The following is a 23,858-nucleotide window of genomic DNA, read 5'->3' as shown; positions in this document are numbered from 1 at the left end:
CTGCATCAAAGCAGCGACAACACGCCACTGGCATACAAGCGTTGGTACTCCAGAATCGCCAATCGGTCCGCATCCGTTTCAACGACGCTTGGGTCAATGTCTGCCCAAAACACCGCTTCCGCTTCATGACAGGCGATCTCGCCGCACCATTGCGGAATCACATAGTAATGCAGCAACTGCAACTCTCCGGTTGGGTGATATAACGAGCAGAGATAGACTGATTGTTGTGGCAATACCGCGAGTTCTTCATCCAGCTCGCGGAGCAAAGCATCCGTTTGGCTTTCACCAACCTCAATGTGCCCGCCCGGAATCGCCACCATATTGGGATCATGCGTTTTGCTGGCTGAACGCTTTTCCAGCAGGATTTTTCCATCGTTGACCAGCATAAACGACACACACTCAAACACGTCCATGGAGACTTCCTTCTTCGATTGACTGCGGGACAGCCCCATTCACGCCATGCTGGGATGGAAACGACTCCAGCTCAACAGCAGTAAGCCTGCGAACGCAATCCAAACCAGCGTGGCTAAGCTGAGCGTCCACACCAAATTAAATTTGTAGCTGAAATAGTACACCGAGAGCAAATAAGCGCCGTAAGGGATCAACGAATACAATCCAAACAACGCCGTAACACGCAGTTCATCCATGGTTCGCTCGGTACCGACAATGTAGTGCGCGATCAGCGCAAAGGTCGGAAACAACGGCACCAAACCGGAAATAAAAAAGCTTTTACTTTTCGACAACAGCGCAATCAGTAACACCGCGAATGCGCCAAGTAGGCATTTAAAAAATAGAGCGACCATGGTTCATCCCTGATAACCGAGTAGCGTTGAATTCGTATGACCTCACTATAGGGGGATGCGACACGATGTAAAAACAAAATTATCATCATGTGAGAATTTTGTTTTTATGTCAGATAGATTTCGACGCGTTCTTTGCCCCCACCGATGTTTTTACGTTTGAGGCGAATCGGCCCCACTTCACCGGTACTTTTGAGATGCGTCCCGCCACACGGAACTTTGGCAAAGCCTTCCACTTGCCAATAGCGACGCTCTTCAGCTTCATCGGAAAAGGCGCTGAGGATTGGCGTATCTTGTGCGATCAGGTGATTGGCTTGCTCTGTCACACTCGGCAACAGCGGCGCAATACTCTCCGGCCAATAGAAGTCGATACGGCTTTTATCTTGGGAAATATGCGCGCCAATTTTCTCAACGTTTGAAAACTGCTGGTAAAACAGCTCCAGCACCAACTCGGCGGCAAAATGCAGTTTCATGAGCTGATAGCGACGCGGCCAATCAATCTTGACCCACACTTCTTCGCCCACGGAGAAAGCTGGTGTTTGCTCGAGCGTGTAACGAATCGTGCGTCCTTGTTTTTCAGCCTTGAGTACAGTGATCCCGGCAATGGTGCCCGTATCGCTCTCTTGCCCGCCCGATTCAGCATAGAAAATGGTTTCTTCCAGCTCGACCTGATCGCCTTCGAGCCAACTCACTTTGGTCAAATGCGCCGTTTGATAGGGGTTGACCCAAAATTGCTTTTTACACATTCCTTGTGTCTCTTCGTTACGCTTCTGTGCTTATGCTTAATGAGAAGTGCCTAATGAGAAATGCTTAAAGAAACATACTTCATCAAAAAGCGTGATAAAAAATGCTTTGAAAAAATAGGGGTTAGAAAACGGTGATTCAATCATGACTCGCAACGTCTTACATTAGCGGTTTTCCACCGTCGCAGCGACGGCGGACGTTGTCTTGGCATCCCACGCATCCTGTTCCGCTTGCAGTGTTATTTTCTGCTGCGCTTTGACATCATCCCAACAAATGCCCTGTTCAATGGCTCCCACGCGCTGCTCATATTTCTGACACGCACGAGCAATCACGCTTTCCATTTGAATCTCGCTCTCCTGCTCTAGCGACAGCAACAGATTGAGATAATCCCACAAGACATCCCCCAGTTCTTCTTCCAAAAAGCAGCGCCGTTGATGCGGAATCTCATCCTGCACTTCTTGCAGTTCTGAATGTATTTCCGTCAGATACGTTTGCGCGCCATGAAACCAATCACTGGATTGATCGATGCGGTTTTTACGCTGCGCAATCGCCAATAACGCTTCAACATTCAAGCCCAGCGTCTGTGTTAGTGTTGCCATTGACCTCTCTCTTCAAGAATCACTTTGGCATTTTGTACCACGCGTAAAATACCGTTTTCCAACACTTGGTATTCGGTATTGCCGTTCACAAAGTGATAGCCGAGAAAACGACACGGCGTTTTGCCATCTTGACACATCATGTGCAGCGTCTCGCCTTTCAGAGCAATCAGCTTACCACTCTCTTTTGCACGCCCAACGTAAGTGACATTGTCACAAGAAACATTACCTTCTTCACATTGTGGCGTCACTTCGATGACATAATGCGGCGTTTCTAACGTGGCGCTGAATGCTGGCATCGCCATCAGCGCCAGAAAAGCACACCCTAAAAAATGTTGAAATTTCACTCAATATTTACCCTTTGCTTGGGGTTGAACATGGCTAATTTGCATTCACAACGCCAACCATGCAAGTGCTTGCGCCTCATCTTCAAAAAAACGAATGTCGCCTGAGATAAACCAACTGCCAATCTTGGCCGCTAACTCTTGCCAACCGGGCTTACCATACAGCGCGATCTTATCGAAGTCAGAACCGTATTTGAGGCCGAGCTTAAAATCATCCCACGCTGCACGCAGTTCCCAGCCGTGCAGCGCTGTGGCATCAAACAGTACTTTCACCTTCGGTTCATTCACTTTGACCAGCGCCGCCTCAAGCATCGGCGTCATAATTTCATAGTCTTGATGCGTCAGGGTTCCCACCGCTTTGATGACCACGAAAAACTGATCGTCGATTCTGTCTAACCCAATCGAAATGCCGTGTCGTTGCACACTCATCACGCCTCCTCTTGCTGAATATGGGGCGACTTGGCCAGTTCGACCCAAGTCCCTTGAGTGAGCTGTTCCAACTCGTTTGAGTGTAGTTCAAACAAGGAGTTCGGCGTGCCAGCGGCCGCCCAAATTGCATCATACTGTTTGAGTGATGGGTCAAGAATGGTCGTCACTTGCGCATGATGGGCGACCGGTGGCACACCACCAATGGCGTACCCGACTTTCTCGCGAACAAAATCCGCGTCCGCTTTGCTCAATTTGATGCCCGTCGCTTGTTCAACTTTGCGTGTACACACCATGTTTGCACCCGAGGCGACGATCAACACCGGTTCACCGGTCGCTTTGTTTTTAAAAATGAGCGATTTGGCAATTTGCCCGATGTTGCATCCAACGGCTTCAGCCGCTTCGGCTGCGGTGCGGGTGGATGCCGGCATTTGCCTGACCACAAATTGTTGACCGTGGCGAGAGAGAAAATCCTGCACACGTTGCGACGAGGATTTGAGTTCCTGACTCATGACGTTGACTTCCTTGTTTAGCATTGAATGACCAACATAACGTGCCACTCACTCGGCCGCAACCCGTTTAACGTACGCTTCGCGTTGATTAATGCGCATCGGTCACTGAGCGTTTACCGCACTGGCTTCACTTGTTTCAACATAGGGTTTGAGCTCCACGACGTTGCCTTCAGGGTCATCAAGGTACACCGAGCGACCAAAACCTTGCGCGCCATAACGTTCGGCGAAATCCGAATGGGGAATGTGGTGACGGTCGAGAAATGCCGTCAGTTCAGTTTCATCGACGGACGTGATCTGCAAACAGAAATGATCGACGTTGCGTCCATTTTGCTGTGGCGCTTGGCCGCCCAATTGCCCGAGTTCACTGTCCACCGTCACAATGTCGATCAACGCGTTGCCTGCGCGAAGCTGAGTAAGCCCCTGCGCCAATTCGCGCTCCAACTGGCAGCCAAGTAAGGTTTGATAAAAGTGCAGCATTTGGTCCAGCTTGGTGGTACGCAGCACCACATGATCCAAGCCACGAATGTTGATCATCATTTGCCTCCTGAACTTCCGCTTCCCATGTTCACGATAACCGCTTGTACGAGCGCAGCGGACCAATTCGCTCAGTTATCGCCACGACGTAGGCCTCCTTTGTCACCATCCTTTTGATTTGAGCAGAAATGACTTCGCCAACGTCACACTAATCTCTACAATAGCGCCTCTTGAACGACTTTGCTGTGAATGAATGAAACTGAGTAAACGCCTGCAGACCATTGAAAAGCTTGTGACGCAACAGTATGACCACATTTGGGATTGTTGCTGTGACCACGGATTTTTGGGAATGACATTGCTACAACGCATGACAGAGACTCATGTGCATTTTGTGGATATCGTGCCCGATCTTATGGCATTGGTGCAGCAGCGGCTGGAGCACTATTTTCCACTAGATAGCGGTTTTCACTGGCAAACCCACTGCCAAAATGTCGGCGCCTTGCCGTTGTCTGATTATGCCGGAACCCATTTAGTGATCATTGCCGGTGTCGGCGGTGATTTGATGTCGGAGCTGGTCAGTCGCGTGACAACCGACCACCCCAACACGGCCATCGAGTTTTTGCTGTGTCCGGTGCATCATGTTTACACGTTGCGTCAGCAGTTACATCAACTCGGCGCGCAGTGCATCACAGAAACGCTGCTGGAAGATAACCGACGCTACTACGAAGTGCTGCACGTGGCCGTCAACAGCGCCAGCCCAGTAGATGACCCAATCTCGATGGTCGGCTCGCAAATTTGGCGACCCAACAACGAATATCGCGACGTTGCTCAACGCTATCATGCCAAGTTGCTGGCGCATTACGCGCGCATGCAGCAGAGCACGCCTGAAAAAGTGGCGCCAATTTTGGCCGCCTATCAGGCCGTTCAACTCGGCAACTAACGTCCACCCGCCAGATCAATAAAGGAGCCGGTCACGTACGAGGCTTCATCCGACAACAACCATGCGATGGCGTTGGCAACTTCTTCCGGCGTACCACCACGCTGAAGCGGAATGTTGGGCGCTAAGCGATCCACGCGTCCCGGTTCACCGCCATCGGCGTGCATCTCGGTATAGATAAAGCCCGGCCGCACCGCGTTCACGCGAATGCCCTGCGCTGCAACTTCGAGCGACAACCCTTTGGTCAAAGCATCCATCGCCCCTTTTGAGGCTGCGTAGTCGATGTATTCAAACGGCGCACCGCTGCGGGAGGCCGCAGACGACACATTGACAATTGCACCACCGGATGGCATTTGCTTGAGCGCTTCTCTGCAACAGAGAAAACAGCCGATGACATTGGTGTCTAGCACATGACGAAACCGCGCGACGCTCATCTCCACCAAACGGCTCTGTTTGTCCAAGATGCCAGCGTTATTGACCAAATGGGTCACAGGCCCAAAACGCTGCTGTGTCGCCGTAAACAAGGCGACAACATCCTCTTCTTTGGCAATATCCGCTTGCATGGCAAAAGCGCGGCCACCCGCGTGCGTAATGGCTTCGACCACCTTGTCGGCACTGGCGCGATTGGCGCGATAGTTCACGCATACCGCGTATCCTTGTTGTGCCAGCAACAGCGACGTTGCGGCACCAATTCCTCGGCTTCCGCCGGTGACAATAACGACTTGATTCATACTCGTCCTTGAAACTCGTCCCTCTATTTTTGCTAGGACATGTGGGTTTGATGCTGTTCAAACAGCGTGCGATACGCGCGATGTTCTCGATCCTGTTCTGCTAAACCAAACCGCGCAGCCAGCTCAACCAATTGCGCGCGATACATCGAAAGTGCGCTTTCGTCGTCGGTCATGATTGCAAACTCAGCAAACTCGCCAATTCCCGGCAACACATCCACGGTGATATGGAACTCGCCGACAAAATAGATACTGCGCGTCTTTTGCATTGTCAGAACGCACTCATACCCCATGGTCATGAGCATATTTTTCGCCGTATCCACATCGGTGATATTGGTCGCCTGGCAACAATCATCCCCCGGGCCTTTGACGATCCACAAACGGATGCCTGATGGCTGCATGTCACGAATGCACAACGCTTTGTGTTGCTCACGCAACGTGCGCTGCGGCGTATCGAAATAATCATCACGTTCGAGATTGTCTTCCAACATCACGTCATGAGGCATCTGGCTGAGCTGATGAAGAAACTGTGTTTTGGAAGCGATGCGATATTTCAGCTCCACTTCATAACGACCGGAAAAATGGGATTGACTCATCAATGAAAACTCCTATCACACTCGGGCAAGCCGGCGCGGCTGAGTGCGTACAACGAGAGAATTGAGGAAACGCGCGTCCGAGGAATACAGCACCTTAACAAAAAGGCCGCATGAGTTGCAGCCTTCTTATCCTTATTGCTCGGTCAGATCACGGGTCATAAATTTGCTGTTGGGATCGGGTTGGTAATTGGCAAAAGGCTCGCAATAGCGAAAACCGTTTTTCTCATACAGCGTGCGCGCTGGCAGAAAAAACGTTTCAGAACCAGTTTCCAGACTCAACGTTTGATATCCACGCGCCTTGGCTTCGTTGATCAAGTGTAACAACAGCTGCGAGGCCACGCCGCGATGACGCGCCGCAGATGCCGTTCGCATCGATTTGATTTCTCCATGCTGTGCGTCCAACTCTTTCAGCGCGACGCAACCAAGCACTTCGCCATCATCTTTCGCGGCCCAAAATGTAATCGATGGGTGCTTCAGTGCCTCAACATCCAGCGCGTGTACACTTTCTGGAGGCGATGTGGCGTACATGTCCGCCAGATGCTCTTCCAACAAACGAATAACGCCAGATTCTTGTAGATTATCGACTGCAATGTCCATTGCTGATGTGTCCTTGATGACTTCGAAAAGAAGGTCACATTCTTTATCGCAACATCCATCCCGTCAAGCATCATGTTCACCAGCGCGCTTCACTTAATCAATTGTAAAATCGGTTTAAATTCTGCGGCGCGGCAATCCTCCACCAGCTCATACAAACACATTTCCACCGACGTTAACTGCGCGCCTTGGTGAACCATTTTCTTCAGCCCCAAGGCAAGATTCGCCTCACTTCGCGAAGAAACAGCATCCTGTACCACTTCAACATGCAACCCTTCTGCGAGTAGCCCCGACACCGTTTGATACACACAAATGTGCGTTTCGATGCCGCACACCAACCAGTTTGTCGCGCCAGCCTGTTGAATCGCTTCCACAAAAAGGCGCTCTTTACCCGCGCCGAAATGAAACTTCTCAATCGGTTGGGCGCTGCGCGACAGCAATTCGGCCAAGTCAGGATGCGTTTGCCCCAATTTGGCCGCGTTTTGCTCAAGCCAAATGATGGGGAGTTCCAACACCTGCGCGCCTTGAATCAGCGCGCGAACATTGCGGATCAATGCCTCGCTTTGATGAACGATTTGCGCCAACTTGCCCTGAATGTCGACCACAATCAATCCCGTATTGTCTTTCCCTAGCATCGCGAATCCCTACTCTTCAATGAGTTCTGCCAATGAGTGGATGACCGCCCCTGAATAGGGCTTGCTGGCCATTTGATGTGACGGGTTGTACCAAACCGCCTGCATGCCAGCGTCTAACGCAGGCAAAATGTCTTTTTCGAGTGTATCGCCGACCATGGTGATCGCGTCAGCACGCACATTGAGATGATGAAGAATGGTGGCAAAAAATTCGGGCGTTCCTTTCGCAAAACCCAACGTCTGTTTGCAAAAATAACCTTGTATGAAGTCATCTAACCCCACCCGTGCAAACGCCTGTTGAATATCCGCTTCGGTCGAATCATCAGCATTGGTCGCGACATAAACCTGCGCGTGTTGGCTAAGCATTCTTAAGGTTTCAAGCGCCTGTGGCATAGCTTCCACACTCGGCCAATCACACATTTTTCCCTGATATGATGGCATGTTCACCATCAAGGTATCACCCCAATCAAATAGATAAATGGAGGTCATGTTTGCCTTTCCTTAATTGAGCGCCGAACCCAACGCATCCCTTACTCGCTCAGCGTCTGTAATTTTTTATGATCGAGAGACTTCTCGAACGAACCCATATCGCTTTGTACGTTCCGCGCCCCCATCAGTTCAGCAAAAGCCACTTCCTCAACCACACTGAACGCTTGTTAAATTGCCGCAGGGCTATATTCTCTGTACGCCAGCTTCGTTTGTGCGTAGCAATCTTCTGTTTTCCTAGAACCGATTGCGATCGCGGTGTCACCTAAAATGCGGAGTTGGGCTGTTTGAGAAACGCCAGCTCTTCTTCAGTCGATGGCCTGCCTAAAATGGCGTTTCGATGGGGATAACGGCCAAAACGCTCAATGATCGCTTTGTGCTGCATTTCAAAATCGAGATTCACTTGCTCGCCCAATTCACTGTAAAGATCCATCGCGGCGGCGTGGATCAACCGCGATTCACTGTGCATGAATGGCAAATAGAGGAAAACTTGCTCCGTTTTGTTGAGCTGCTTGTGAAAACCCTTTTCAATCGCAAACTGCGCCAAAGTGAGCGCTTGTGGATCCTGAGCGAATGCTCTCGGCGTGTCTCGAAACATGTTGCGAGAGAATTGGTCGAGAACAATGACTTCCGCCAAAGCCCCCTGTGGACATTGTCGCCAATGAAATAGCTCCCCTTTTACCGCCTGCTCATGCAGCGGCGTAAAGCGACCGCGCACTTGATCATCAAGCGACACCTCTTTTTTCCACCACATCTCTGGGGTTAGTTCGTTGAACCAAAACGTCAGAACACTTTGATACATGCCACGCTCCTTATGGTTGAATTAAAAGTATATACGCAGACGACGGAAGTGATTGAAGAAACGCGAAAAATCGGTGGAGATTCTCATGATAGATCAAGATGCATGATGTGTTGTGGGCCAGCAGCGCCGCCGAGATACAATTCGCCGTCATCGACAAAACCACCGTGAAGATAACAGTGACGGGCTCCTGGATTTTTGCAATTGACGGTCAGATAAACGCGCGAAAATTGCGGATAGCTGCTGTGCAGATACGTTTTCATGCATGCCGCCGCTTGCTTGCCATAGCCCTTCCCTTGCGCCTGTTGCGACACAAAAAACGCACGCAGTCCAAGATTGTGCGCACCAGCAAAGTCGTATTGCAGGCTGTACGTCGTATCAATAAGGAAAAAACCGACCACGTTGCCATTGGCAACCAAGACGTGAGGATGAATTTGGTCGTCGATATTAACGAGAATCTCGTCAATGGTACCGACAAATTTGAGTTGGTCATCGGCCACCTTCAACTCGGCAACTTGTTCAAGGTGTTGTGGCAACATGGGCTGGAGCGTCAACATATTCGCGTCCTTTCGCGGTGAATCATGGCGAATATCCTAACGTAAGCAAGATGTTAAATTAACCCCGAATGCTCAGGTTGCGGCAAACGATGCGGGGAATTTACGACGCTCCAACAGATTGAGAGCGAATAAACAACACTTTCATCAGAATGATCTTTACCTTAGCCTCCCGAGACTGTGTGCGGGAAAAGGCGAAGCCACGGACACTTTAGGCCGCCCCATGCCTACCGAACAATCAAGGCGTGGCTGGTTTTTGCAACACGACGCCCAGTCGCCCTTTATCGCGGCCGCCATCGGGTTCATTGACCAATTCATGGCGCAAAATACGAAATCCTATTTTGCGGCAGTGATGCAGCAGCACGGCAACAGGAAATGCATCGTAAAAAAACTCATGGCCGAGCATGACATCCGTAAACGGTGGTAGATCATCGTCGCTGCCACCGCTCGATAGAATCAACACACCATCCGGCTCAAGCGCTTGAAACGCTTTGCGCAGCAGTGGCACGTGTTCCTGACGCGAAAGATGAAACAAGCTGTCCCAGATAATCACACCATGATAGCGTTCGGTCGGTTCAAAGGATTCCAACTCGCTGCAAATCCATTGGTGTTGCGGCATGGCTGAACGCGCAAGATCGAGCAACCGTTCGGAGCGATCCACGCCAGTTACCTCAAAACCACGCGCGCTCATCATGGTATCAATCGGCACGCCATGGCCACACCCTAAATCCAAGATGCAGCCATGTGGCGGAATATAGCAGCGAAATAACTCAAACAGTGCGAGATCAGGCGGAGGCAGTTGAGTGCGGAGTCGGTGCCACGCTTCAGCAATTGGGTCATAATTCGCTTTTGGGGTTGGTACGTACATGTTCTTCACAGACCGTTCGTTGATGAACGTTGTCCCTCCGTTTTATTTCAGTTCTTGAGCAGACGACATCACCCATGCACTGTGATGTTGAGTGAAACCAATCTTGGGGTAATACTCAACCGCTTGAGGCGCCGCCAGCAAAATCAGTTTGCAACCGGGCTTTAGCGCGGCAAACGTATGCTCAATCAACTGCTTGCCGATACCCTGCGCTTGAATGTGCTCCGACACGGCAAGATCCGACAAATAGCAGCAATAGCAAAAATCCGTCACCGAACGAGCAACACCCACTAATCGTTCACCTATCCACGCCGTGACAAGCAAATCCGCATGCGCCAACATGCCTTCAATGCACGCGCGATCGTCCGTTGGTCGGCGTGGCCCTAATGTGGTTTCATTGAGCAGTGTAATAAATTGATCAGCGCTGATTGGACGCCCGGTTTGATAGTCGACGTGCATGGGTCACTCCTTGTGATAAGTCGCGTTATGTCAGTGAGTTACCAACATAGCGCCGCTTCCATGCGCATACAACCAAGGATCGAAGAAATATCACAATATCCCCAATGTTTCTCTGTTTTTAGATTGATGAATTCAGACTAGACTGTAAGAAGACTTCCATCTCTCCCCCAACACATCGGCATGGTGCGGCACGTCGTCGCACTGCCAGTGGCTATATCATTTAGAACGGGGAAACACTTCCATCCAAATGAAGGAAATATCATGATCAAGCAAGGACAACACCTGCCAGAAGCAACACTCAGCCAACTGACAAAAGACGGTATGGTTCACCACAACGTGAACGAACTGTTTGCAGGTAAAAAAGTGGTGCTGTTTGCCGTACCTGGTGCTTTCACCCCAACGTGCTCAGAAGAGCACTTGCCAGGTTACGTCGTTCAAGCCGATAAACTGAAAGCCAAAGGCGTCGACATCATCGCATGTGTTGCAGTCAACGACGCGTTTGTCATGAAATCTTGGGGCGAAGCACAGAATGCCTCTGAGTTGATGATGCTGGCGGACGGCGATGCAAGCTTTACCAAAGCACTGGGTCTGGAAATGGACACCGCTGGATTTGGCGGCGTGCGTTCACAGCGTTACGCCATGATCATCGACAACGGCGTCGTCACCACATTGAACGTCGAAGCACCAAAATCATTTGAAGTCAGCAAAGCAGAAACTATTCTTGCAGCGCTGTAATCGTTGAAACAAAAAATTGAGACAAAAAAGGAAGGCTGACTGCCTTCCTTTTTTTATTAGCTGAATAAATAACTCATGCTAAACAATACACCGAGATAGTAAATTAAATGTATATCTCGTTCAATTCCTATTATTCATAATCGATTGTGACAATGTGTTTTCCATCATAACTGACGACCATTCCGGTTCCGGCAACATACCCAAGATTATTGGATTGAGATTGCCGCGCAGTTATTGTTAACGCATCAGCACCTTCTGAATTTCTTTTATATCCGTGACAATCCGATACCCCCATTGTTAATTGGGTTATATCATGATTGTTCAAGCGATATGCAACTTCACCTTTCGTCGTAATACCATTCGGCGTCACGGTTAAGTCACGTATTCCATTCGTCGTTACATTGCAAGTGGGCTCATTCACTGCGCCACGAAATTGAATCGTTCCAGCGGTGTTACCAGTAAAACTAGCAGCCCAAGCCATTGAAGAAGAAAGTAAAAGTACCACTAAGAGCAAAGTTGATTTAATGTTCATGCTATCTCCTAGGATATCTCTGTAAGACATGGTTAAAGAGTAGTCCAATAGCGTAGATAGACTTTGATTTGAAACAATAAATATCATTTTGAATTGACATCCTTATCAGAAAGTTTGACTCATGTTGTTTTTAAGACAAGAGATAATAAAAATAACGCCGTCCTATTATTATTTTGGCAGAAAAAACGTGCCTCTATTTCATATTTCCTATACGAAACAAGACATCGTTTTAAGTCTAGTAAAAAATAAGAAAGTGTACTTTAAATCTCCCAATATTTAATTATTTTCGCTCGATAACGATTGAGCGTTTGCACGTTTAACGGCTTTCAGTACGATGCCACCCAGCACCGACACCGATAACCCGCATAAGATGAGTAACGCCCCTAAAACTTCTAAATGGCTCATGGTTTCATTTAGTAGCACGCTAGAACTGACCATGCCAACGACCGGGATCAGCAACGCAAAAGGCGTCACCGAAGCCGAAGGATAATGGTTGAGAAGCCATCCCCAAATCGCAAAGGCCACCAAGGTGGAAATGTAGCCGACATAGATCACCGACCACCAGGATTGCGCCGTGGTTGCCGCCAATACTGCCAACGGGTCACGTGTTTCCACAAGATACGAAATAGCAAACAGCGGCAAAGGCGGTACAAGGCTCGCCCACACCATAAAATGCAGCAGATTGACGTTTTTAATTCGCTTCATGATCACGTTGGAAATCGACCAAAACAGCGCTGCGCACAAAATCATGGTCACGCCGGTCATCGTCACGTTGCCGTTTGCAGCGAAGAAAAACAGGCTAAATCCGATTGCCGCAATCGCGATCCCCAAACACTGCGCCTTGGTGATTTTTTCTTTGAGCAGCAAGACACTCAGGAGGACGGTAAAGATCACTTGCGCCTGCAGTAGCAAAGATGAAATGCCAGCAGAAGCATCACTTTTCATCGCGACGAACAAAAAACTGAATTTAAGGACGCCGAGAAATACACCCACGCCAATGACATTCCATACCGAGGTTTTCGGAAACGGAATAAAAAACACCGCTGGAATCGCGACAATGAGAAAGCGTAACCCCGAAAACATAATCGGCGGCAACTCGTCTAGGCCAAATTTAATGACAGAGAAATTGAGTCCCCAAATCAGCACCACCAGCAGTGATGCGAAAACACTTCGACTATCCATAGTTGTGTCGTCCCTTTACAACAGATGCGTGTGACGCTTAATGTGGGTCACCGCGATGACTTAGCGATCAGCAGGATGGTTGACACCATCATTGGTGACAACATCCCCTAAATCGAATGGATTGACGCCGTCCAAACAACCGACATTGTACCCATATTGGTGAGGATTAGACCGGCGCTGATGATGCGTATAGATACCACACACCGAGCAAAAATAGTGTTTGGCCGTGTTCGTATTGAACTGGTACAAACGCAGCGCTTCCTGCCCTTTCACAATGCGTATTGCATCCAAAGTGACGGACGCGACAATCGCGCCTTTGCGTCGACAAATCGAACAATCACAGCGACGTGGATCCACGATGCCATTCGGTAAGCTAAGTTCCAATTCTACCGTCCCACAATGGCACGTCGCGCGGTGCTTTTCCTGAATCGTTGCTGGGCCAACTTGTTTAATCATTGTTCCTTCCTTAGAACCAAAATATTGCTTATTGGGACGAAGGCGATGCTCGCTCCGCCAGTACGTCCTTGAACGCAAACATGCCGTTGAGCGCCGCCGGGAAACCCGCGTAAACCGACATCTGGACAATCACTTCCTTGAGCTCATCTTCGGTACATCCGACATTTAATGCAGCATTCAGATGAACCTTTAATTGCGGCGTGCAATGCCCAAGGGCGGTGAGTGCCGCCACTGTGGCAATTTCACGCGACCGCAGATCCAAACCGTCACGACGATAAATATCACCAAACGGATACTCAACCGTGTAGCGCGCCAAATCCGGGCAGATGTCCTGCAAGCTTTCCATCACCTTCTGACCAGCTTCACCATCGATCTCTTTGAGCTTGGCCAAACCGGCCGCAAAGCGTGTATGTTCCATGTTGATTCTCCTGTGTAGACAACAAAAGAACCTTACATGTTAGAGTCAACTCTAAGTCAATGGCCATCCTGCGTTTTGTACCATTCAATTTTGGTATCCAGCGCTTTCAGGTGATTCAGCTGCACATCAAGATGCGCTTTAAGCTGTTTTCGATGCTCTTCCAACAGGTGTTGGCGCTCAAAGTGGCTTACTGTGCCACAAGCGCGTAGCTCTGCATACCGTAAAATGTCACTCAATGGCATTCCAGTTTCTTTCAAACGCACAATAAAGCGCACCCATTCAACCTCTTTCGTGGTGTAGACACGTCGGCCACTTGGTGTGCGCTGGACATTTTTTAGTAGTCCGATTTTTTCGTAATAGCGCAGCGTGTAGGCGCTCAAACCCGTGAGTTCGGAAAATGCTTTGATATTCATGGGAGCCTCGTTCAATCGGATCGTGGGCGCAGTGTCACTGCTCATAGATGAGGTGAGAAAAACAACGAGGTCTGGTGAATGCACGGTATCGAGAGCGCGATGCCTGACAGAAACGCAAACGTTGTTTATCGTCGGATTGGTGGTCATGATTTTGAATCGACATACATTGGGGTGAACCGACCGGTTCACCTCGCCGTTGTCAACCAACCAACCTGCTTCATACTTGCTTGTCGAACGCAGGAACCCCTTCGGGGAGCACGACCCAACTGAGCTTCTCACTCACCCAAACATGAGCTTGGGGTTCAAACAACGCATCGTTTTTGAGACCCACCGGTTTGAGCTTGAGTTTGATAAGGTCAGGTTGCGCCGGGTTGATTTGATAAATGCGATTCCCACAGGTGCGGCACGAATAGCCGTCATTTTGATTTCCGCTGGCCGCAACTCGCCCCCATTTGTTCATCTCGCCACTAAATTCAATGGCATCTGCAGGAACCATCGCGGTCACGCTAAAAGGTGCCGTCGAGAGTTTCTGACACTCCTGACAATGACACGCGATCACTTTTTTGGGCGCAGTAAAGAGTTTGTAGCTTACCTGTCCACACTGACAAGACGCTTCAATTGGGTAGTCCATACGTATTTCCTATCGATAAAGGTTAAAGCGCATTTTCGATGTTTAAGCGGAGCTCAAACACCAAAGAAAGTGTGTAGCACGTCATCATTACTCACCCTACAAAAATGAGCGACGGCCAATTGGTAAAAATAATGTTTCATTTTTAACAGATGCACAACTTAAATTCTCGCCATATTTTAAAAATGCGAATAATGATAATTATGTAAGGAAGTTCCATGAAAGTATTGATTCAGTACACACAAACCGGCATGTACAAAGATGATGCTTGGGAATCACCAGCACTTCATATGAAAGGCCAGCTACACGCTGTGTCGCCTTCGTATGCCGTTCAGTTGATCCAACGTAATCAGGCATGCCTGTACACAGATGAGAACAACAATCTCGTCATCGACTCATGATGACGTGGGTTTATTGCCTTCGGGGAATGATTGCAAATCTCGATGTACAGAGTACCAAGTTCTACGCTCAACGAACTTGTTACTCTCTAGAGAATCCATGGTATCAGCGCTAAACCGGAACACACCAGCAGGAGTAAGGTTTTCATGGATAATTCAATAGCAGCGACTCATTACACTGCATGAGTCGCTGTTTTTTTCAGGCTTCCGCACTGGTAGGGTCAATTACCGCATTCACCGGGTAGATTGCACTGACCGGGAACTCTCCCATCTCCGCATGCTTGCGAATCAGCGCTTCATCAGGTGCAATATACACACAATACACTTTATCCGGCGTCACGTAGCTCTCAACCCACTGAATTCTCGGGCCCAAAACTTCCAATACGTTACATGATTTCTGTGAAATGGCTCTGAGATCGTCCTGCGTCAGGCTACCCGCCCCCGCAAGATCCCGTTCAATAACATATTTAGGCATACTTACCTCCTGTTTGTACCCGGTAAGTATAGACCAGCGATCCCGCGTTCATCAGTTGACAGACCAGTCACGGCAAGGCTTGAGCGCATAGTGGCATAGTTCAACGGCGGTTGAATTTGGCGCGTTTCCTGGCAGCACAGCGCAATAAAATCTCCGCCTTTTCAGGCTCGCTTGATCGGTTCCAGGCCAAAATTTCTTCTAGTGTACGAAAACAGCCCAGACAGACATCGTTATCATCTAGGCAACAGTTACGGATACAGGGAGACGGAACAGCCGATTCGGGCTCAGTGTTTGCCATGGCGATTAAACCAGCGATTTGGTCAGATAATAGCGTTCAGTGGACACCGGATGATCGTGTAGGATCATCTGCACTTCGTAACCCAGCTTTTCATAAAACGGTTTGGCTTGAAAACTGAATGTATCCAGCAGACAAGCGTGGCACCCTTTCTCACGGGCAAACGCTTCTGCTTGCAACAACAATTGGCTACCCAGTCCGCGACCTTTGCCGTTTTTGTCGACCCAAAGAAACTTCACCATCAGCCAATGGCCAAAAATTTCACCATAAAGCCCTCCCGTTTTGACACCGTGTTCATCTTCTGTGAAACAGGCAATATCGGTACGGTACACATCGCCTAAATGAGGAAAATTGTGTTCACGTAAGCCATTTCGGATGATCTCTATTTCGGCTTCCGTTGGTGTCGTGGTGATGGTCACTGGCATATTCACTTCCTGATCACGTTATATTCGCGTTGCAATTCATCGAGATACCATGCCACCTGCGCATAAAAAAAGCCAGACGATCAACGCTGGCTTTTTGAGAGTAAATCAATTTAGCAGTTGCCTTTTTTGGCCTGACCTGGCGGGCAAAAATGACCACGATCCTTGCTGTGTGAATCACCAGAATGGACTTTCACGTCGACGTCATCAACGCGCCCTTCAACACGCGTGAGTTGGCAGCCAAACAGGGTGAAAGACACAGCAGCAATTAAAAGATAGTTTTTCATCGGACCTGACTCGCTAGTGAGTTTTATATCGATATTTGATATTGAAAACTATAACCAATGAAAGTCCGGTGAATGTTCACGTGACGTTAGCGCTTTGGTAAACATGCTCCTCAAGTCCGGGCATTTACACGCTCAACCACGCTGGTAACTCGCGTTTGGTCCAACGTGCAAAGCCCATTTTCTCTCCCGCATAGAATCGTCGATACGCATGAACGGCATCACCCGGTATTTTGTATTCATCCGGCATGGCTTGAGCAAACTCAGTCAAGCCCAACGCCGGATAGGTGTGCTGCTGTATCTGCGCTAATACTGCCATGGATTTGTGGTCTGCTGACTTATCATACCGGAACTGATATTCCGCGTTCAGCTCGCGCACTAACTCCGTTAACCATAAGAAATTGTCGTAAGACTCTTCAACCCACAATACACACGGATGTTTCATATGGGTCGATTTATAAGGCGTTTCAAATCCCTTCTTGTTCAAAGCGGTACATAGCAATTGCACGCTCTCAAGAATCATTTTCACCACATGTTGGTCGCAATGATATTGCGCGCACAATTTGATGTCGTTATCCAAAATAAAGATATTCACGCTTGGGCTCCCGTGTTGGCCGATGCTACAAACGTTCTTAATACGTCATTCCAGCGTATGGGATCGCTCCGTCAGTTTGATTGCTCTATTTTTCGGCGCCAACGGGAGCCAGCAACACGCACTGCGCGAGTGATTGCGTGACGGAGCGCTGTTGATACCAATTGTTAAACACCAATTCACACGCAGACAGTGTCATTCGGCCGAACACATGGTGACGATAGCGCTGGCAAAGTTGAAGCAACGCCTCGGTATCGTTGAGAGGCGCGCGAAAACGCACAGCAGACGCATGGGCCGTCACAAGTTTGTAGCGGCTGTCAGCCGTCGTTGGTAACCCTGAACGCTGGAGTTCATCTTTAAGGCGTTCGCGCAAGGCGTTCAGCCCGTTTCCTTGCGGAAACCCTTGAATCACAATGCATTCAGGCGAGGCGGTCACCCCACGAAATTCAATGTCGATGGGTTCGATATCACGTAAGGCGTGTTGAAAAACCGCAGCGTAACGGGCAACGTCAATATCGGCGAGCTGAAAGCCCGCTGCACAAGAGATCACCGACAACAGCGTGATATGAAGTTCATTTTGAGGATAATAATACTGCTCAGGTTCCAGCGTTCTGACTTGGTCAAGAAACGCCTCGATATTTGCCGTTAAAGACAGGTACTCAAGTGGCGACACGTTTCGTAATCGATTCTGCCGTAACTGATAATGTCGTGACTCATCATGTGATACCCGCCGGTGATGAAACTGACTGTTGGAGTGCAAATACGCCAACGCCGTTATGCCTCGGCGCGTATCGCTTTGATGAGTCAGATAAGGGTCTTGGACATAGCGGTTATGACGCATCGCGTCACAAAAGTTGTCCCACATGTGTTGGTAGATAGATTCAATCATGACAAACCAATAGATTGGGTCGCGGGGCGTCATCATAACAAAGCAAACGAGCCAACAACGTTAACTGTGCGGCAAAGTGTCATCGTTTTCAGCCACCCCATCACCAAGTGCGTATTCAGACCACAACGCGCCTGAACCAATCAGGTCAGGGGCGTGATCAGGAGAACGTATTGATGTACAACGCTTCAACTTTGTCTCTGGCCCATTGCGTTTTACGTAGAAACTTCAAGGACGACTTGATTGATGGATCGTTATCGAAACAGTTAACACGGACTTCGCGATACAACCCGCTCCAACCATAATGCTCGACTAAACGCGTGAGGATTTTTTCAAGGGTTAATCCATGCAATGGATTGTTCGGTTGTGCTTGGTTCATCAATTCTATTCCAATCGTCAAATCAGCCGCAGCGCAATGCTACGGGACAAGGCGGCAGTCTAACAGATCCCGCGCGTCCACCTCATGTCTTTTATGAGCGGCCAACGGGCGTAACGACATTCATTGACTCAAACAGAGCGGCCCCGACCAAACCACAGCGCTAGTGCCGAGGCATCAGTACAAAGCGACACATTGTGCACGTCACGTCACTCCAGTATTGGCATCAGCGAATTCAACTCAGCACATCCATACTCTTATCCATGCATTTACTAAATTAAATCATTTGTTACATTTACTAACAATAAATATAATAACCATTCTTATTTGATGTAACAGAGATATTCATTGATGAAAAAGTTCCTTCTTCTCCCACTTCTGCTGAGCGCGAGCCTACCGGCTTTGGCTGATACCCCAACGTTTGAAATCACCATTAAAGACCATCAGTTCAACCCGGCGCACCTCGAAATTCCAGCGCATCAACAGGTCAAGCTGGTCGTTAAAAACCTCGATGATACGGCCGAAGAGTTTGAAGGCGAAGATTTTCACGCGGAAAAAGTGGTTGCGGGCAATAGCCAAATCACCGTCTTAGTGGGTCCTTTCGGCCCAGGCGAATTCGAATTCTTTGGTGAGTTCCATGAAGACACCGCTCAAGGTTCACTGATTGTAAAATAAGCGAGGACAACTCATGTTGAGTTCAGCCATTATCGTCTTTCGTGAAGTGTTGGAAGCGGCATTGATTGTGACCATTCTGATGGCCGCAACAAAAGGCTTACCCGGTCGTACGCGTTGGATTTTCGGTGGTGTCACTGCCGGCTTGTTTGGCGCTTTGACCGTCGCATTTTCTGCTGGCGCCATTGCATCGACGTTCGAAGGCATGGGCCAAGAGCTATTTAACGCTGGGATCTTGCTCACCGCAGTTCTCATGCTCGCTTGGCACAACATCTGGATGTCGAAACACGCACGCGAGCTGGTTGCCCATTTGAAACAGGTCAGTTCGCAAATCAACGACGGCTCACTGCCATTGTATTTTCTTTCCGTCGCAACAGGATTAGCGGTGCTGCGTGAAGGCTCGGAAGTGGTTCTGTTCCTGTATGGTATTGCCGCGGGAGGTGACTCCGGTTTATCCATGCTAACGGGCGGCGCATTGGGCGTCATTGCCGGTGTGATTGCCGGTTCCCTACTCTATTTTGGGTTACTCCGCATTCCGACACGTTGGTTGTTCCGAGTCACAGGCTGGATGATTCTTTTCTTAGCCGCAGGCCTAGCCGCTTCTGCAGCCGGTTATTTGATGCAAGCAGGAATCCTCACCGCGCAGGCACCACTGTGGAATTCGAATGCGATTTTGTCGGAGCGTTCAATGCTGGGCCAATTGCTGCATATCTTAGTCGGTTATCAAGCCCGCCCAACCGCAATTCAATTGGTGTTCTATGTGGTGACGATTCTCGTCATTGCTGTAGGCATGCGCTGGGCAAGCCGCTCGGCTCCACCCCAAAGCAAAGCATAACGCTTCACGATTTATCACATGTTTATGGCTCCTGATTTTGGGGCCATTTTTATTGCTAGCGTATATATCTTGAGAGCGTTGAATGTGCAATCGGTTGGACGAAAACGTTGGTCAAACACAGAAAAACTGAAGGTGGGGTTGGCTCACTTTAAGACATGACTTTGAACAGAACAATGGGGCAAATAGAGAAATGGAGCGAGATTCGTCGATGACCACGAAGGCCCATGACAAGGCGGCCAAAAACATGTGTGTGAGGAAATGGCAGGCAAGAAAAAAGGAGAGCATATGCTCTCCTTCCTCTTAAACCTGAACTGCTAATTACAGAGCAGCTTTCGCTTTTTCTACAAGAACAGCAAATGCTGCTTTGTCGAATACTGCGATGTCGGCCAGGATCTTACGGTCGATCTCGATAGATGCTTTCTTAAGACCGTTGATGAAACGGCTGTAAGATAGACCATTTTGACGAGATGCTGCGTTGATACGTGCAATCCACAGTTGACGGAACTGACGTTTCTTAGCGCGACGGTCACGGTAAGCGTATTGACCAGCTTTGGTAACTGCTTGGAAAGCTACGCGGTAAACACGTGAACGTGCACCGTAGTAACCTTTAGCTTGTTTCAGAACTTTCTTATGACGTGCACGAGCTTGTACACCACGTTTTACGCGAGGCATTATGCTTCTCCTAAACTAAACGAATTAAAAACTAAAAACAAATTAAGCGTATGGCAGACAACGAACGATACCCGCAACTTCACATTTAGGAAGAATTGAGTTTGGACGTAGTTGACGTTTGTTCTTAGTTGTACGCTTAGTCAGGATGTGACGTTTGGTAGCGTGTTTGAACTTAAAACCACCAGCAGTTTTCTTGAAACGCTTAGCAGCACCTTTGTTGTTTTTCATCTTAGGCATGATGAATAACTCCGCATTGTAGTAGTTTAATAAACAACGTAATTAGGGCGAATAAACCCAACCGCGTTACTTCAAGTAACTCGGCCAGGTTGATTACTTGCAAGCCGTTAATTACTTCTTCTTAGGGGCTAGAACCATGATCATCTGGCGACCTTCAATCTTCGTTGGGAAAGATTCCACAACAGCAAATTCTACTGTGTCTTCTTTCAAACGATTCAGAACGTCAACACCGATGTCTTGGTGAGCCATCTCTCGGCCACGGAAGCGAATTGTTACCTTCACTTTGTTGCCTTCTTCAAGGAAGCTAGTCAGGTTGCGTAGTTTTACCTGATAGTCTCCAATATCAGTCCCAGGACGGAATTTAACTTCCTTAATCTGGATCTGCTTTTGCTTCTTCTTCTGCTCTTTAGCAGCTTTGCTCTTTTCGAAGAGGAATTTGCCATAGTCCATCACACGACAGACTGGTGGCTCGGCGTTAGGGCTGATCTCGACAAGATCCATACCAGCTTCTTCGGCTGCTGCTAGTGCTTCTTGGATCGAAACGATACCAACAGATTCACCATCAGCGCCTGTTAAACGAACTTCACGAACGCCACGAATTTCACCGTTCAAACGGTGCTGGTTTTGTTTGGCCGGTACTTGGCCACGTCTTCCGCCTTTAATAGTTTATTCCTCCAGATTTAACTTACGGCTAGCAATCTCGGTCTGGATATGCGATACGAAGTCATCCAGTTTAAACTTACCAAGATCTTTACCTTTACGTGTACGTACTGCGATTTCTCCGGCTTCCATTTCTTGGTCGCCACAAACCAGCATATACGGAACACGCTTTAGAGTGTGTTCGCGGATTTTAAAGCCTATCTTCTCATTTCTCAAGTCCGCTTTTGCTCTAATACCACATTTTTGTAGCTTTTGAGCCACTTCCTGAGCGTAATCAGCTTGTTTGTCAGTAATATTTACGACAACTGCTTGCTCTGGAGCCAACCAAGTCGGGAAGAAACCTGCGTATTCTTCGATAAGAATACCGATGAAACGCTCGAGTGAGCCTAAAATCGCACGGTGAATCATCACAGGTACAAGACGCTCGTTGTTTTCACCGACGTAAGTTGCGCCTAAGCGCGTTGGCAGGTTGAAATCGAGCTGTACAGTACCACATTGCCATGCACGGTCCAAACAGTCATACAGTGTGAATTCGATCTTAGGACCGTAGAATGCACCCTCTCCTTCTTGGATTTCGTATGCGATACCCATCGCTTCCAGAGAGTGTTTCAGTGCTTCTTCAGATTTGTCCCAAATCTCATCACTACCTACGCGTTTTTCTGGGCGAGTAGACAGTTTCACTGCGATATTGTCAAAACCAAATGTGGTGTATGTGTCGTACACCATCTTGATGCATGATGTGACTTCTTCTTGAATTTGATCTTCAGTACAGAAGATGTGTGCATCGTCTTGAGTAAAGCCACGAACACGCATGATACCGTGCAGAGAACCTGATGGCTCGTTACGGTGACATGAACCGAACTCCGCCATACGCAGCGGCAAATCACGGTAAGATTTCAGACCTTGGTTAAAGATCTGAACGTGACCTGGACAGTTCATTGGCTTAATCGCGTAATCGCGGTTCTCAGAGGATGTTGTAAACATCGCATCTGCGTATTTGTCCCAGTGACCTGAACGTTCCCACAGAACGCGATCCATCATCAGAGGACCTTTCACTTCTTGGTAACCGTATTCATTCAGTTTGTGACGAATGAACACTTCCAAATCACGGAAGATAGACCAGCCATTATGGTGCCAGAACACCATACCCGGTGCTTCTTGCTGCATGTGGAACAGGTCAAGTTGCTTACCGATCTTACGGTGGTCACGCTTCGCAGCTTCTTCCAGACGAGTCAGGTGAGCTTGAAGTGCTTTCTTATCGTGGAAAGCTGTACCGTAGATACGTTGTAGCATCTTATTGTTGCTGTCGCCGCGCCAGTATGCGCCTGCCACATTCAACAGTTTGAAGTGTTGGCAGAAACCCATGTGTGGTACGTGCGGGCCACGACACATGTCGATGTATTCTTCATGGTGGTAAAGACCAGGACGATCATCGCGAGCGACGTTTTGATCCAAGATTTCCATCTTGTATGGTTCTTGACGCGCTTCAAATGTGTCACGCGCTTCCTGCCAGCTGACTTTCTTTTTAACAACCTGATACTTGGTTTTCGCCAGCTCTTTCATGCGAGCTTCGATTTTCTCAATGTCATCTTGTGACAGAGATTCTTCAAGATCGATGTCGTAGTAGAAGCCGTTGTCGATGGTTGGACCAATCGCCATTTTCGCTTGTGGGTAAAGTTGCTTCAGTGCATGACCGAGCAAGTGAGCACAAGAGTGACGAACAATTTCCAAACCGTCTACTTCGTCTTTCGCGGTGATGATTTCAAGGCTTGCGTCGTTTTCGATCAGATCGCACGCATCAACACGAACACCATCTACACGACCTGCGATGGTGGCTTTCGCCAAACCAGGGCCGATAGATTGTGCCACTTCTAGAGTAGAAACTGGGTTGTCAAATTGACGCTGACTGCCGTCAGGAAGAGTAATAATAGGCATGAGATATCCTTACAGTGGTGTTGCACACTAAGCAACACATGTTCAGTTTATTTAAGTGTGAGCCGTCGATGATCACTCGGTAACACGAATACCGGATTATCGACGGAGAACGAATTGTACCTAGCTCACATAACGAATGTAAAGTAAGAATATTTCAAGAGAAAGAAAAAACCCGCATCAACAATGCGGGCTCTCTTTATTTATCGCGA

The 23,858-nt window shown here is 48.6% G+C and carries 39 protein-coding genes; 5 read left to right on the top strand and 34 right to left on the bottom strand.

Annotated features, from left to right (window positions below):
- Positions 1 to 5: 5 nt before the first annotated feature.
- The 8 genes from ACF8PK_RS00855 to ACF8PK_RS00820 form a co-directional block, all read right to left on the bottom strand.
- On the bottom strand, positions 6 to 413 hold the full coding sequence (locus ACF8PK_RS00855; protein ID WP_392439578.1) for an NUDIX domain-containing protein: 408 nt from the start codon (positions 411 to 413) through the stop codon (positions 6 to 8).
- A 39-nt stretch (positions 414 to 452) separates the two neighbouring features.
- Positions 453 to 803: a GlpM family protein gene (locus tag ACF8PK_RS00850; RefSeq protein WP_004728009.1), complete on the bottom strand. Its 351-nt coding sequence runs from the start codon at positions 801 to 803 to the stop codon at positions 453 to 455.
- Between the two features lie 104 nt (positions 804 to 907).
- Positions 908 to 1,546, bottom strand: coding sequence for an alanyl-tRNA editing protein (locus ACF8PK_RS00845; RefSeq protein ID WP_004728008.1), 639 nt, complete (start codon positions 1,544 to 1,546; stop codon positions 908 to 910).
- 162 nt (positions 1,547 to 1,708) lie between these two features.
- Complete coding sequence (locus ACF8PK_RS00840; protein WP_392439575.1) at positions 1,709 to 2,143, bottom strand: MazG nucleotide pyrophosphohydrolase domain-containing protein; 435 nt, start codon at positions 2,141 to 2,143, stop codon at positions 1,709 to 1,711.
- Positions 2,131 to 2,487 (bottom strand): hypothetical protein, encoded by a 357-nt coding sequence (locus tag ACF8PK_RS00835; protein ID WP_275725192.1) that lies wholly within the window; start codon positions 2,485 to 2,487, stop codon positions 2,131 to 2,133. The genes ACF8PK_RS00840 and ACF8PK_RS00835 overlap by 13 nt, the downstream gene beginning before the upstream one ends.
- A gap of 45 nt (positions 2,488 to 2,532) precedes the next feature.
- On the bottom strand, positions 2,533 to 2,913 hold the full coding sequence (locus tag ACF8PK_RS00830) for an STAS/SEC14 domain-containing protein (protein ID WP_014257207.1): 381 nt from the start codon (positions 2,911 to 2,913) through the stop codon (positions 2,533 to 2,535).
- Positions 2,913 to 3,422, bottom strand: a complete 510-nt coding sequence (locus ACF8PK_RS00825; RefSeq protein WP_055466987.1) for a YbaK/EbsC family protein — start codon at positions 3,420 to 3,422, stop codon at positions 2,913 to 2,915. Before ACF8PK_RS00825 ends, ACF8PK_RS00830 begins: the two co-directional genes overlap by 1 nt.
- Before the next feature lie 102 nt (positions 3,423 to 3,524).
- Positions 3,525 to 3,956, bottom strand: a complete 432-nt coding sequence (locus tag ACF8PK_RS00820) for a VOC family protein (RefSeq protein ID WP_392439900.1) — start codon at positions 3,954 to 3,956, stop codon at positions 3,525 to 3,527.
- A 193-nt stretch (positions 3,957 to 4,149) separates the two neighbouring features.
- Between ACF8PK_RS00820 and ACF8PK_RS00815 the strand changes: the two genes are divergently transcribed.
- Complete coding sequence (locus ACF8PK_RS00815) at positions 4,150 to 4,836, top strand: tRNA (adenine(22)-N(1))-methyltransferase (RefSeq protein WP_392439573.1); 687 nt, start codon at positions 4,150 to 4,152, stop codon at positions 4,834 to 4,836.
- Here ACF8PK_RS00815 and ACF8PK_RS00810 read toward each other — a convergent pair.
- The 9 genes from ACF8PK_RS00810 to ACF8PK_RS00770 all read right to left on the bottom strand — a co-directional run bounded on the left by ACF8PK_RS00810 (position 4,833) and on the right by ACF8PK_RS00770 (position 10,546).
- Positions 4,833 to 5,564, bottom strand: a complete 732-nt coding sequence (locus ACF8PK_RS00810) for a glucose 1-dehydrogenase (protein WP_392439570.1) — start codon at positions 5,562 to 5,564, stop codon at positions 4,833 to 4,835. The two genes, ACF8PK_RS00815 and ACF8PK_RS00810, sit on opposite strands and share 4 nt — an antisense overlap.
- A gap of 32 nt (positions 5,565 to 5,596) precedes the next feature.
- Complete coding sequence (gene cyaB, locus ACF8PK_RS00805; protein WP_392439567.1) at positions 5,597 to 6,157, bottom strand: class IV adenylate cyclase; 561 nt, start codon at positions 6,155 to 6,157, stop codon at positions 5,597 to 5,599.
- 132 nt (positions 6,158 to 6,289) lie between these two features.
- A complete protein-coding gene (locus ACF8PK_RS00800; protein WP_260678193.1) occupies positions 6,290 to 6,772 on the bottom strand; it encodes a GNAT family N-acetyltransferase in 483 nt (160 codons plus the stop codon).
- A gap of 71 nt (positions 6,773 to 6,843) precedes the next feature.
- On the bottom strand, positions 6,844 to 7,386 hold the full coding sequence (locus tag ACF8PK_RS00795) for an isochorismatase family protein (RefSeq protein WP_232659582.1): 543 nt from the start codon (positions 7,384 to 7,386) through the stop codon (positions 6,844 to 6,846).
- 9 nt (positions 7,387 to 7,395) lie between these two features.
- Positions 7,396 to 7,872 (bottom strand): HAD family hydrolase, encoded by a 477-nt coding sequence (locus tag ACF8PK_RS00790; protein WP_154179948.1) that lies wholly within the window; start codon positions 7,870 to 7,872, stop codon positions 7,396 to 7,398.
- 262 nt (positions 7,873 to 8,134) lie between these two features.
- Positions 8,135 to 8,671 carry a DUF924 family protein gene (locus ACF8PK_RS00785; RefSeq protein ID WP_392439563.1) on the bottom strand — a complete coding sequence of 179 codons (537 nt, stop codon included), beginning with the start codon at positions 8,669 to 8,671 and terminating at the stop codon, positions 8,135 to 8,137.
- Positions 8,672 to 8,754: 83 nt separating this feature from the next.
- Complete coding sequence (locus ACF8PK_RS00780) at positions 8,755 to 9,225, bottom strand: GNAT family N-acetyltransferase (protein WP_014257198.1); 471 nt, start codon at positions 9,223 to 9,225, stop codon at positions 8,755 to 8,757.
- Positions 9,226 to 9,460: 235 nt separating this feature from the next.
- Positions 9,461 to 10,090: a class I SAM-dependent methyltransferase gene (locus tag ACF8PK_RS00775; protein WP_392439560.1), complete on the bottom strand. Its 630-nt coding sequence runs from the start codon at positions 10,088 to 10,090 to the stop codon at positions 9,461 to 9,463.
- A 42-nt stretch (positions 10,091 to 10,132) separates the two neighbouring features.
- On the bottom strand, positions 10,133 to 10,546 hold the full coding sequence (locus tag ACF8PK_RS00770; RefSeq protein WP_014257196.1) for a GNAT family N-acetyltransferase: 414 nt from the start codon (positions 10,544 to 10,546) through the stop codon (positions 10,133 to 10,135).
- A gap of 261 nt (positions 10,547 to 10,807) precedes the next feature.
- Here ACF8PK_RS00770 and ACF8PK_RS00765 point away from each other — a divergent pair, with 261 nt between their 5' ends.
- Entirely contained in the window at positions 10,808 to 11,281 is a 474-nt protein-coding gene (locus ACF8PK_RS00765; protein WP_392439557.1) for a peroxiredoxin, read from the top strand.
- A gap of 130 nt (positions 11,282 to 11,411) precedes the next feature.
- Here ACF8PK_RS00765 and ACF8PK_RS00760 read toward each other — a convergent pair whose 3' ends face one another.
- The 6 genes from ACF8PK_RS00760 to ACF8PK_RS00735 all read right to left on the bottom strand — a co-directional run bounded on the left by ACF8PK_RS00760 (position 11,412) and on the right by ACF8PK_RS00735 (position 14,913).
- Entirely contained in the window at positions 11,412 to 11,813 is a 402-nt protein-coding gene (locus ACF8PK_RS00760; protein WP_049781836.1) for a hypothetical protein, read from the bottom strand.
- A 276-nt stretch (positions 11,814 to 12,089) separates the two neighbouring features.
- Positions 12,090 to 12,995, bottom strand: a complete 906-nt coding sequence (locus ACF8PK_RS00755) for an EamA family transporter (RefSeq protein WP_055466976.1) — start codon at positions 12,993 to 12,995, stop codon at positions 12,090 to 12,092.
- Between the two features lie 60 nt (positions 12,996 to 13,055).
- On the bottom strand, positions 13,056 to 13,451 hold the full coding sequence (locus tag ACF8PK_RS00750) for a GFA family protein (protein ID WP_238772625.1): 396 nt from the start codon (positions 13,449 to 13,451) through the stop codon (positions 13,056 to 13,058).
- A gap of 28 nt (positions 13,452 to 13,479) precedes the next feature.
- Positions 13,480 to 13,869, bottom strand: a complete 390-nt coding sequence (locus tag ACF8PK_RS00745) for a carboxymuconolactone decarboxylase family protein (RefSeq protein WP_004727987.1) — start codon at positions 13,867 to 13,869, stop codon at positions 13,480 to 13,482.
- A gap of 56 nt (positions 13,870 to 13,925) precedes the next feature.
- A complete protein-coding gene (locus ACF8PK_RS00740; RefSeq protein ID WP_004727985.1) occupies positions 13,926 to 14,282 on the bottom strand; it encodes a MerR family transcriptional regulator in 357 nt (118 codons plus the stop codon).
- A gap of 217 nt (positions 14,283 to 14,499) precedes the next feature.
- Entirely contained in the window at positions 14,500 to 14,913 is a 414-nt protein-coding gene (locus ACF8PK_RS00735; protein ID WP_392439553.1) for a GFA family protein, read from the bottom strand.
- A 215-nt stretch (positions 14,914 to 15,128) separates the two neighbouring features.
- Here ACF8PK_RS00735 and ACF8PK_RS00730 point away from each other — a divergent pair, with 215 nt between their 5' ends.
- Positions 15,129 to 15,311, top strand: a complete 183-nt coding sequence (locus ACF8PK_RS00730) for a hypothetical protein (RefSeq protein WP_004727983.1) — start codon at positions 15,129 to 15,131, stop codon at positions 15,309 to 15,311.
- 196 nt (positions 15,312 to 15,507) lie between these two features.
- On the opposite strand, the gene ACF8PK_RS00725 is transcribed toward ACF8PK_RS00730, so the two are convergent.
- The 7 genes from ACF8PK_RS00725 to ACF8PK_RS00695 all read right to left on the bottom strand — a co-directional run bounded on the left by ACF8PK_RS00725 (position 15,508) and on the right by ACF8PK_RS00695 (position 18,641).
- Positions 15,508 to 15,783: a DUF4242 domain-containing protein gene (locus ACF8PK_RS00725; protein ID WP_032080379.1), complete on the bottom strand. Its 276-nt coding sequence runs from the start codon at positions 15,781 to 15,783 to the stop codon at positions 15,508 to 15,510.
- A gap of 100 nt (positions 15,784 to 15,883) precedes the next feature.
- A complete protein-coding gene (locus ACF8PK_RS00720) occupies positions 15,884 to 16,081 on the bottom strand; it encodes a DUF1289 domain-containing protein (RefSeq protein WP_082469539.1) in 198 nt (65 codons plus the stop codon).
- Between the two features lie 5 nt (positions 16,082 to 16,086).
- A complete protein-coding gene (locus ACF8PK_RS00715; RefSeq protein WP_014257189.1) occupies positions 16,087 to 16,503 on the bottom strand; it encodes a GNAT family N-acetyltransferase in 417 nt (138 codons plus the stop codon).
- Between the two features lie 110 nt (positions 16,504 to 16,613).
- Complete coding sequence (locus tag ACF8PK_RS00710) at positions 16,614 to 16,787, bottom strand: hypothetical protein (protein ID WP_004727980.1); 174 nt, start codon at positions 16,785 to 16,787, stop codon at positions 16,614 to 16,616.
- Between the two features lie 124 nt (positions 16,788 to 16,911).
- Positions 16,912 to 17,379 (bottom strand): pyrimidine dimer DNA glycosylase/endonuclease V, encoded by a 468-nt coding sequence (locus ACF8PK_RS00705; protein WP_004727979.1) that lies wholly within the window; start codon positions 17,377 to 17,379, stop codon positions 16,912 to 16,914.
- An 85-nt stretch (positions 17,380 to 17,464) separates the two neighbouring features.
- Positions 17,465 to 18,265, bottom strand: a complete 801-nt coding sequence (locus ACF8PK_RS00700) for a 2'-5' RNA ligase family protein (protein ID WP_392439548.1) — start codon at positions 18,263 to 18,265, stop codon at positions 17,465 to 17,467.
- A 157-nt stretch (positions 18,266 to 18,422) separates the two neighbouring features.
- Entirely contained in the window at positions 18,423 to 18,641 is a 219-nt protein-coding gene (locus ACF8PK_RS00695; protein ID WP_004727977.1) for a VF530 family DNA-binding protein, read from the bottom strand.
- 348 nt (positions 18,642 to 18,989) lie between these two features.
- On the opposite strand from ACF8PK_RS00695, the gene ACF8PK_RS00690 reads away from it, so the two are divergent.
- Entirely contained in the window at positions 18,990 to 19,313 is a 324-nt protein-coding gene (locus tag ACF8PK_RS00690) for a cupredoxin domain-containing protein (RefSeq protein WP_014257186.1), read from the top strand.
- Between the two features lie 13 nt (positions 19,314 to 19,326).
- On the top strand, positions 19,327 to 20,145 hold the full coding sequence (locus tag ACF8PK_RS00685; RefSeq protein WP_392439545.1) for an FTR1 family protein: 819 nt from the start codon (positions 19,327 to 19,329) through the stop codon (positions 20,143 to 20,145).
- Positions 20,146 to 20,463: 318 nt separating this feature from the next.
- Here the strand turns inward: ACF8PK_RS00685 and rplT are convergent, their stop codons facing one another.
- From rplT to thrS, 4 genes are all read right to left on the bottom strand, one after another.
- Positions 20,464 to 20,817, bottom strand: a complete 354-nt coding sequence (gene rplT / locus ACF8PK_RS00680) for a 50S ribosomal protein L20 (RefSeq protein ID WP_004727974.1) — start codon at positions 20,815 to 20,817, stop codon at positions 20,464 to 20,466.
- Between the two features lie 42 nt (positions 20,818 to 20,859).
- A complete protein-coding gene (gene rpmI / locus ACF8PK_RS00675) occupies positions 20,860 to 21,054 on the bottom strand; it encodes a 50S ribosomal protein L35 (RefSeq protein WP_004727973.1) in 195 nt (64 codons plus the stop codon).
- Between the two features lie 111 nt (positions 21,055 to 21,165).
- Positions 21,166 to 21,717 (bottom strand): translation initiation factor IF-3, encoded by a 552-nt coding sequence (infC, locus tag ACF8PK_RS00670; RefSeq protein WP_081454227.1) that lies wholly within the window; start codon positions 21,715 to 21,717, stop codon positions 21,166 to 21,168.
- Between the two features lie 3 nt (positions 21,718 to 21,720).
- Positions 21,721 to 23,649 carry a threonine--tRNA ligase gene (gene thrS / locus ACF8PK_RS00665; RefSeq protein WP_014257183.1) on the bottom strand — a complete coding sequence of 643 codons (1,929 nt, stop codon included), beginning with the start codon at positions 23,647 to 23,649 and terminating at the stop codon, positions 21,721 to 21,723.
- Between the last annotated feature and the right edge of the window lie 209 nt (positions 23,650 to 23,858).

It is taken from the genome of Vibrio sp. CJQ_6 (genome assembly GCF_043106745.1).
In the GTDB taxonomy this organism is placed as follows: Bacteria; Pseudomonadota; Gammaproteobacteria; order Enterobacterales; family Vibrionaceae; genus Vibrio; species Vibrio furnissii.
Note: the sequence above shows the minus strand (reverse complement) of the source record. Positions and strands in the feature narration are given on the sequence as shown.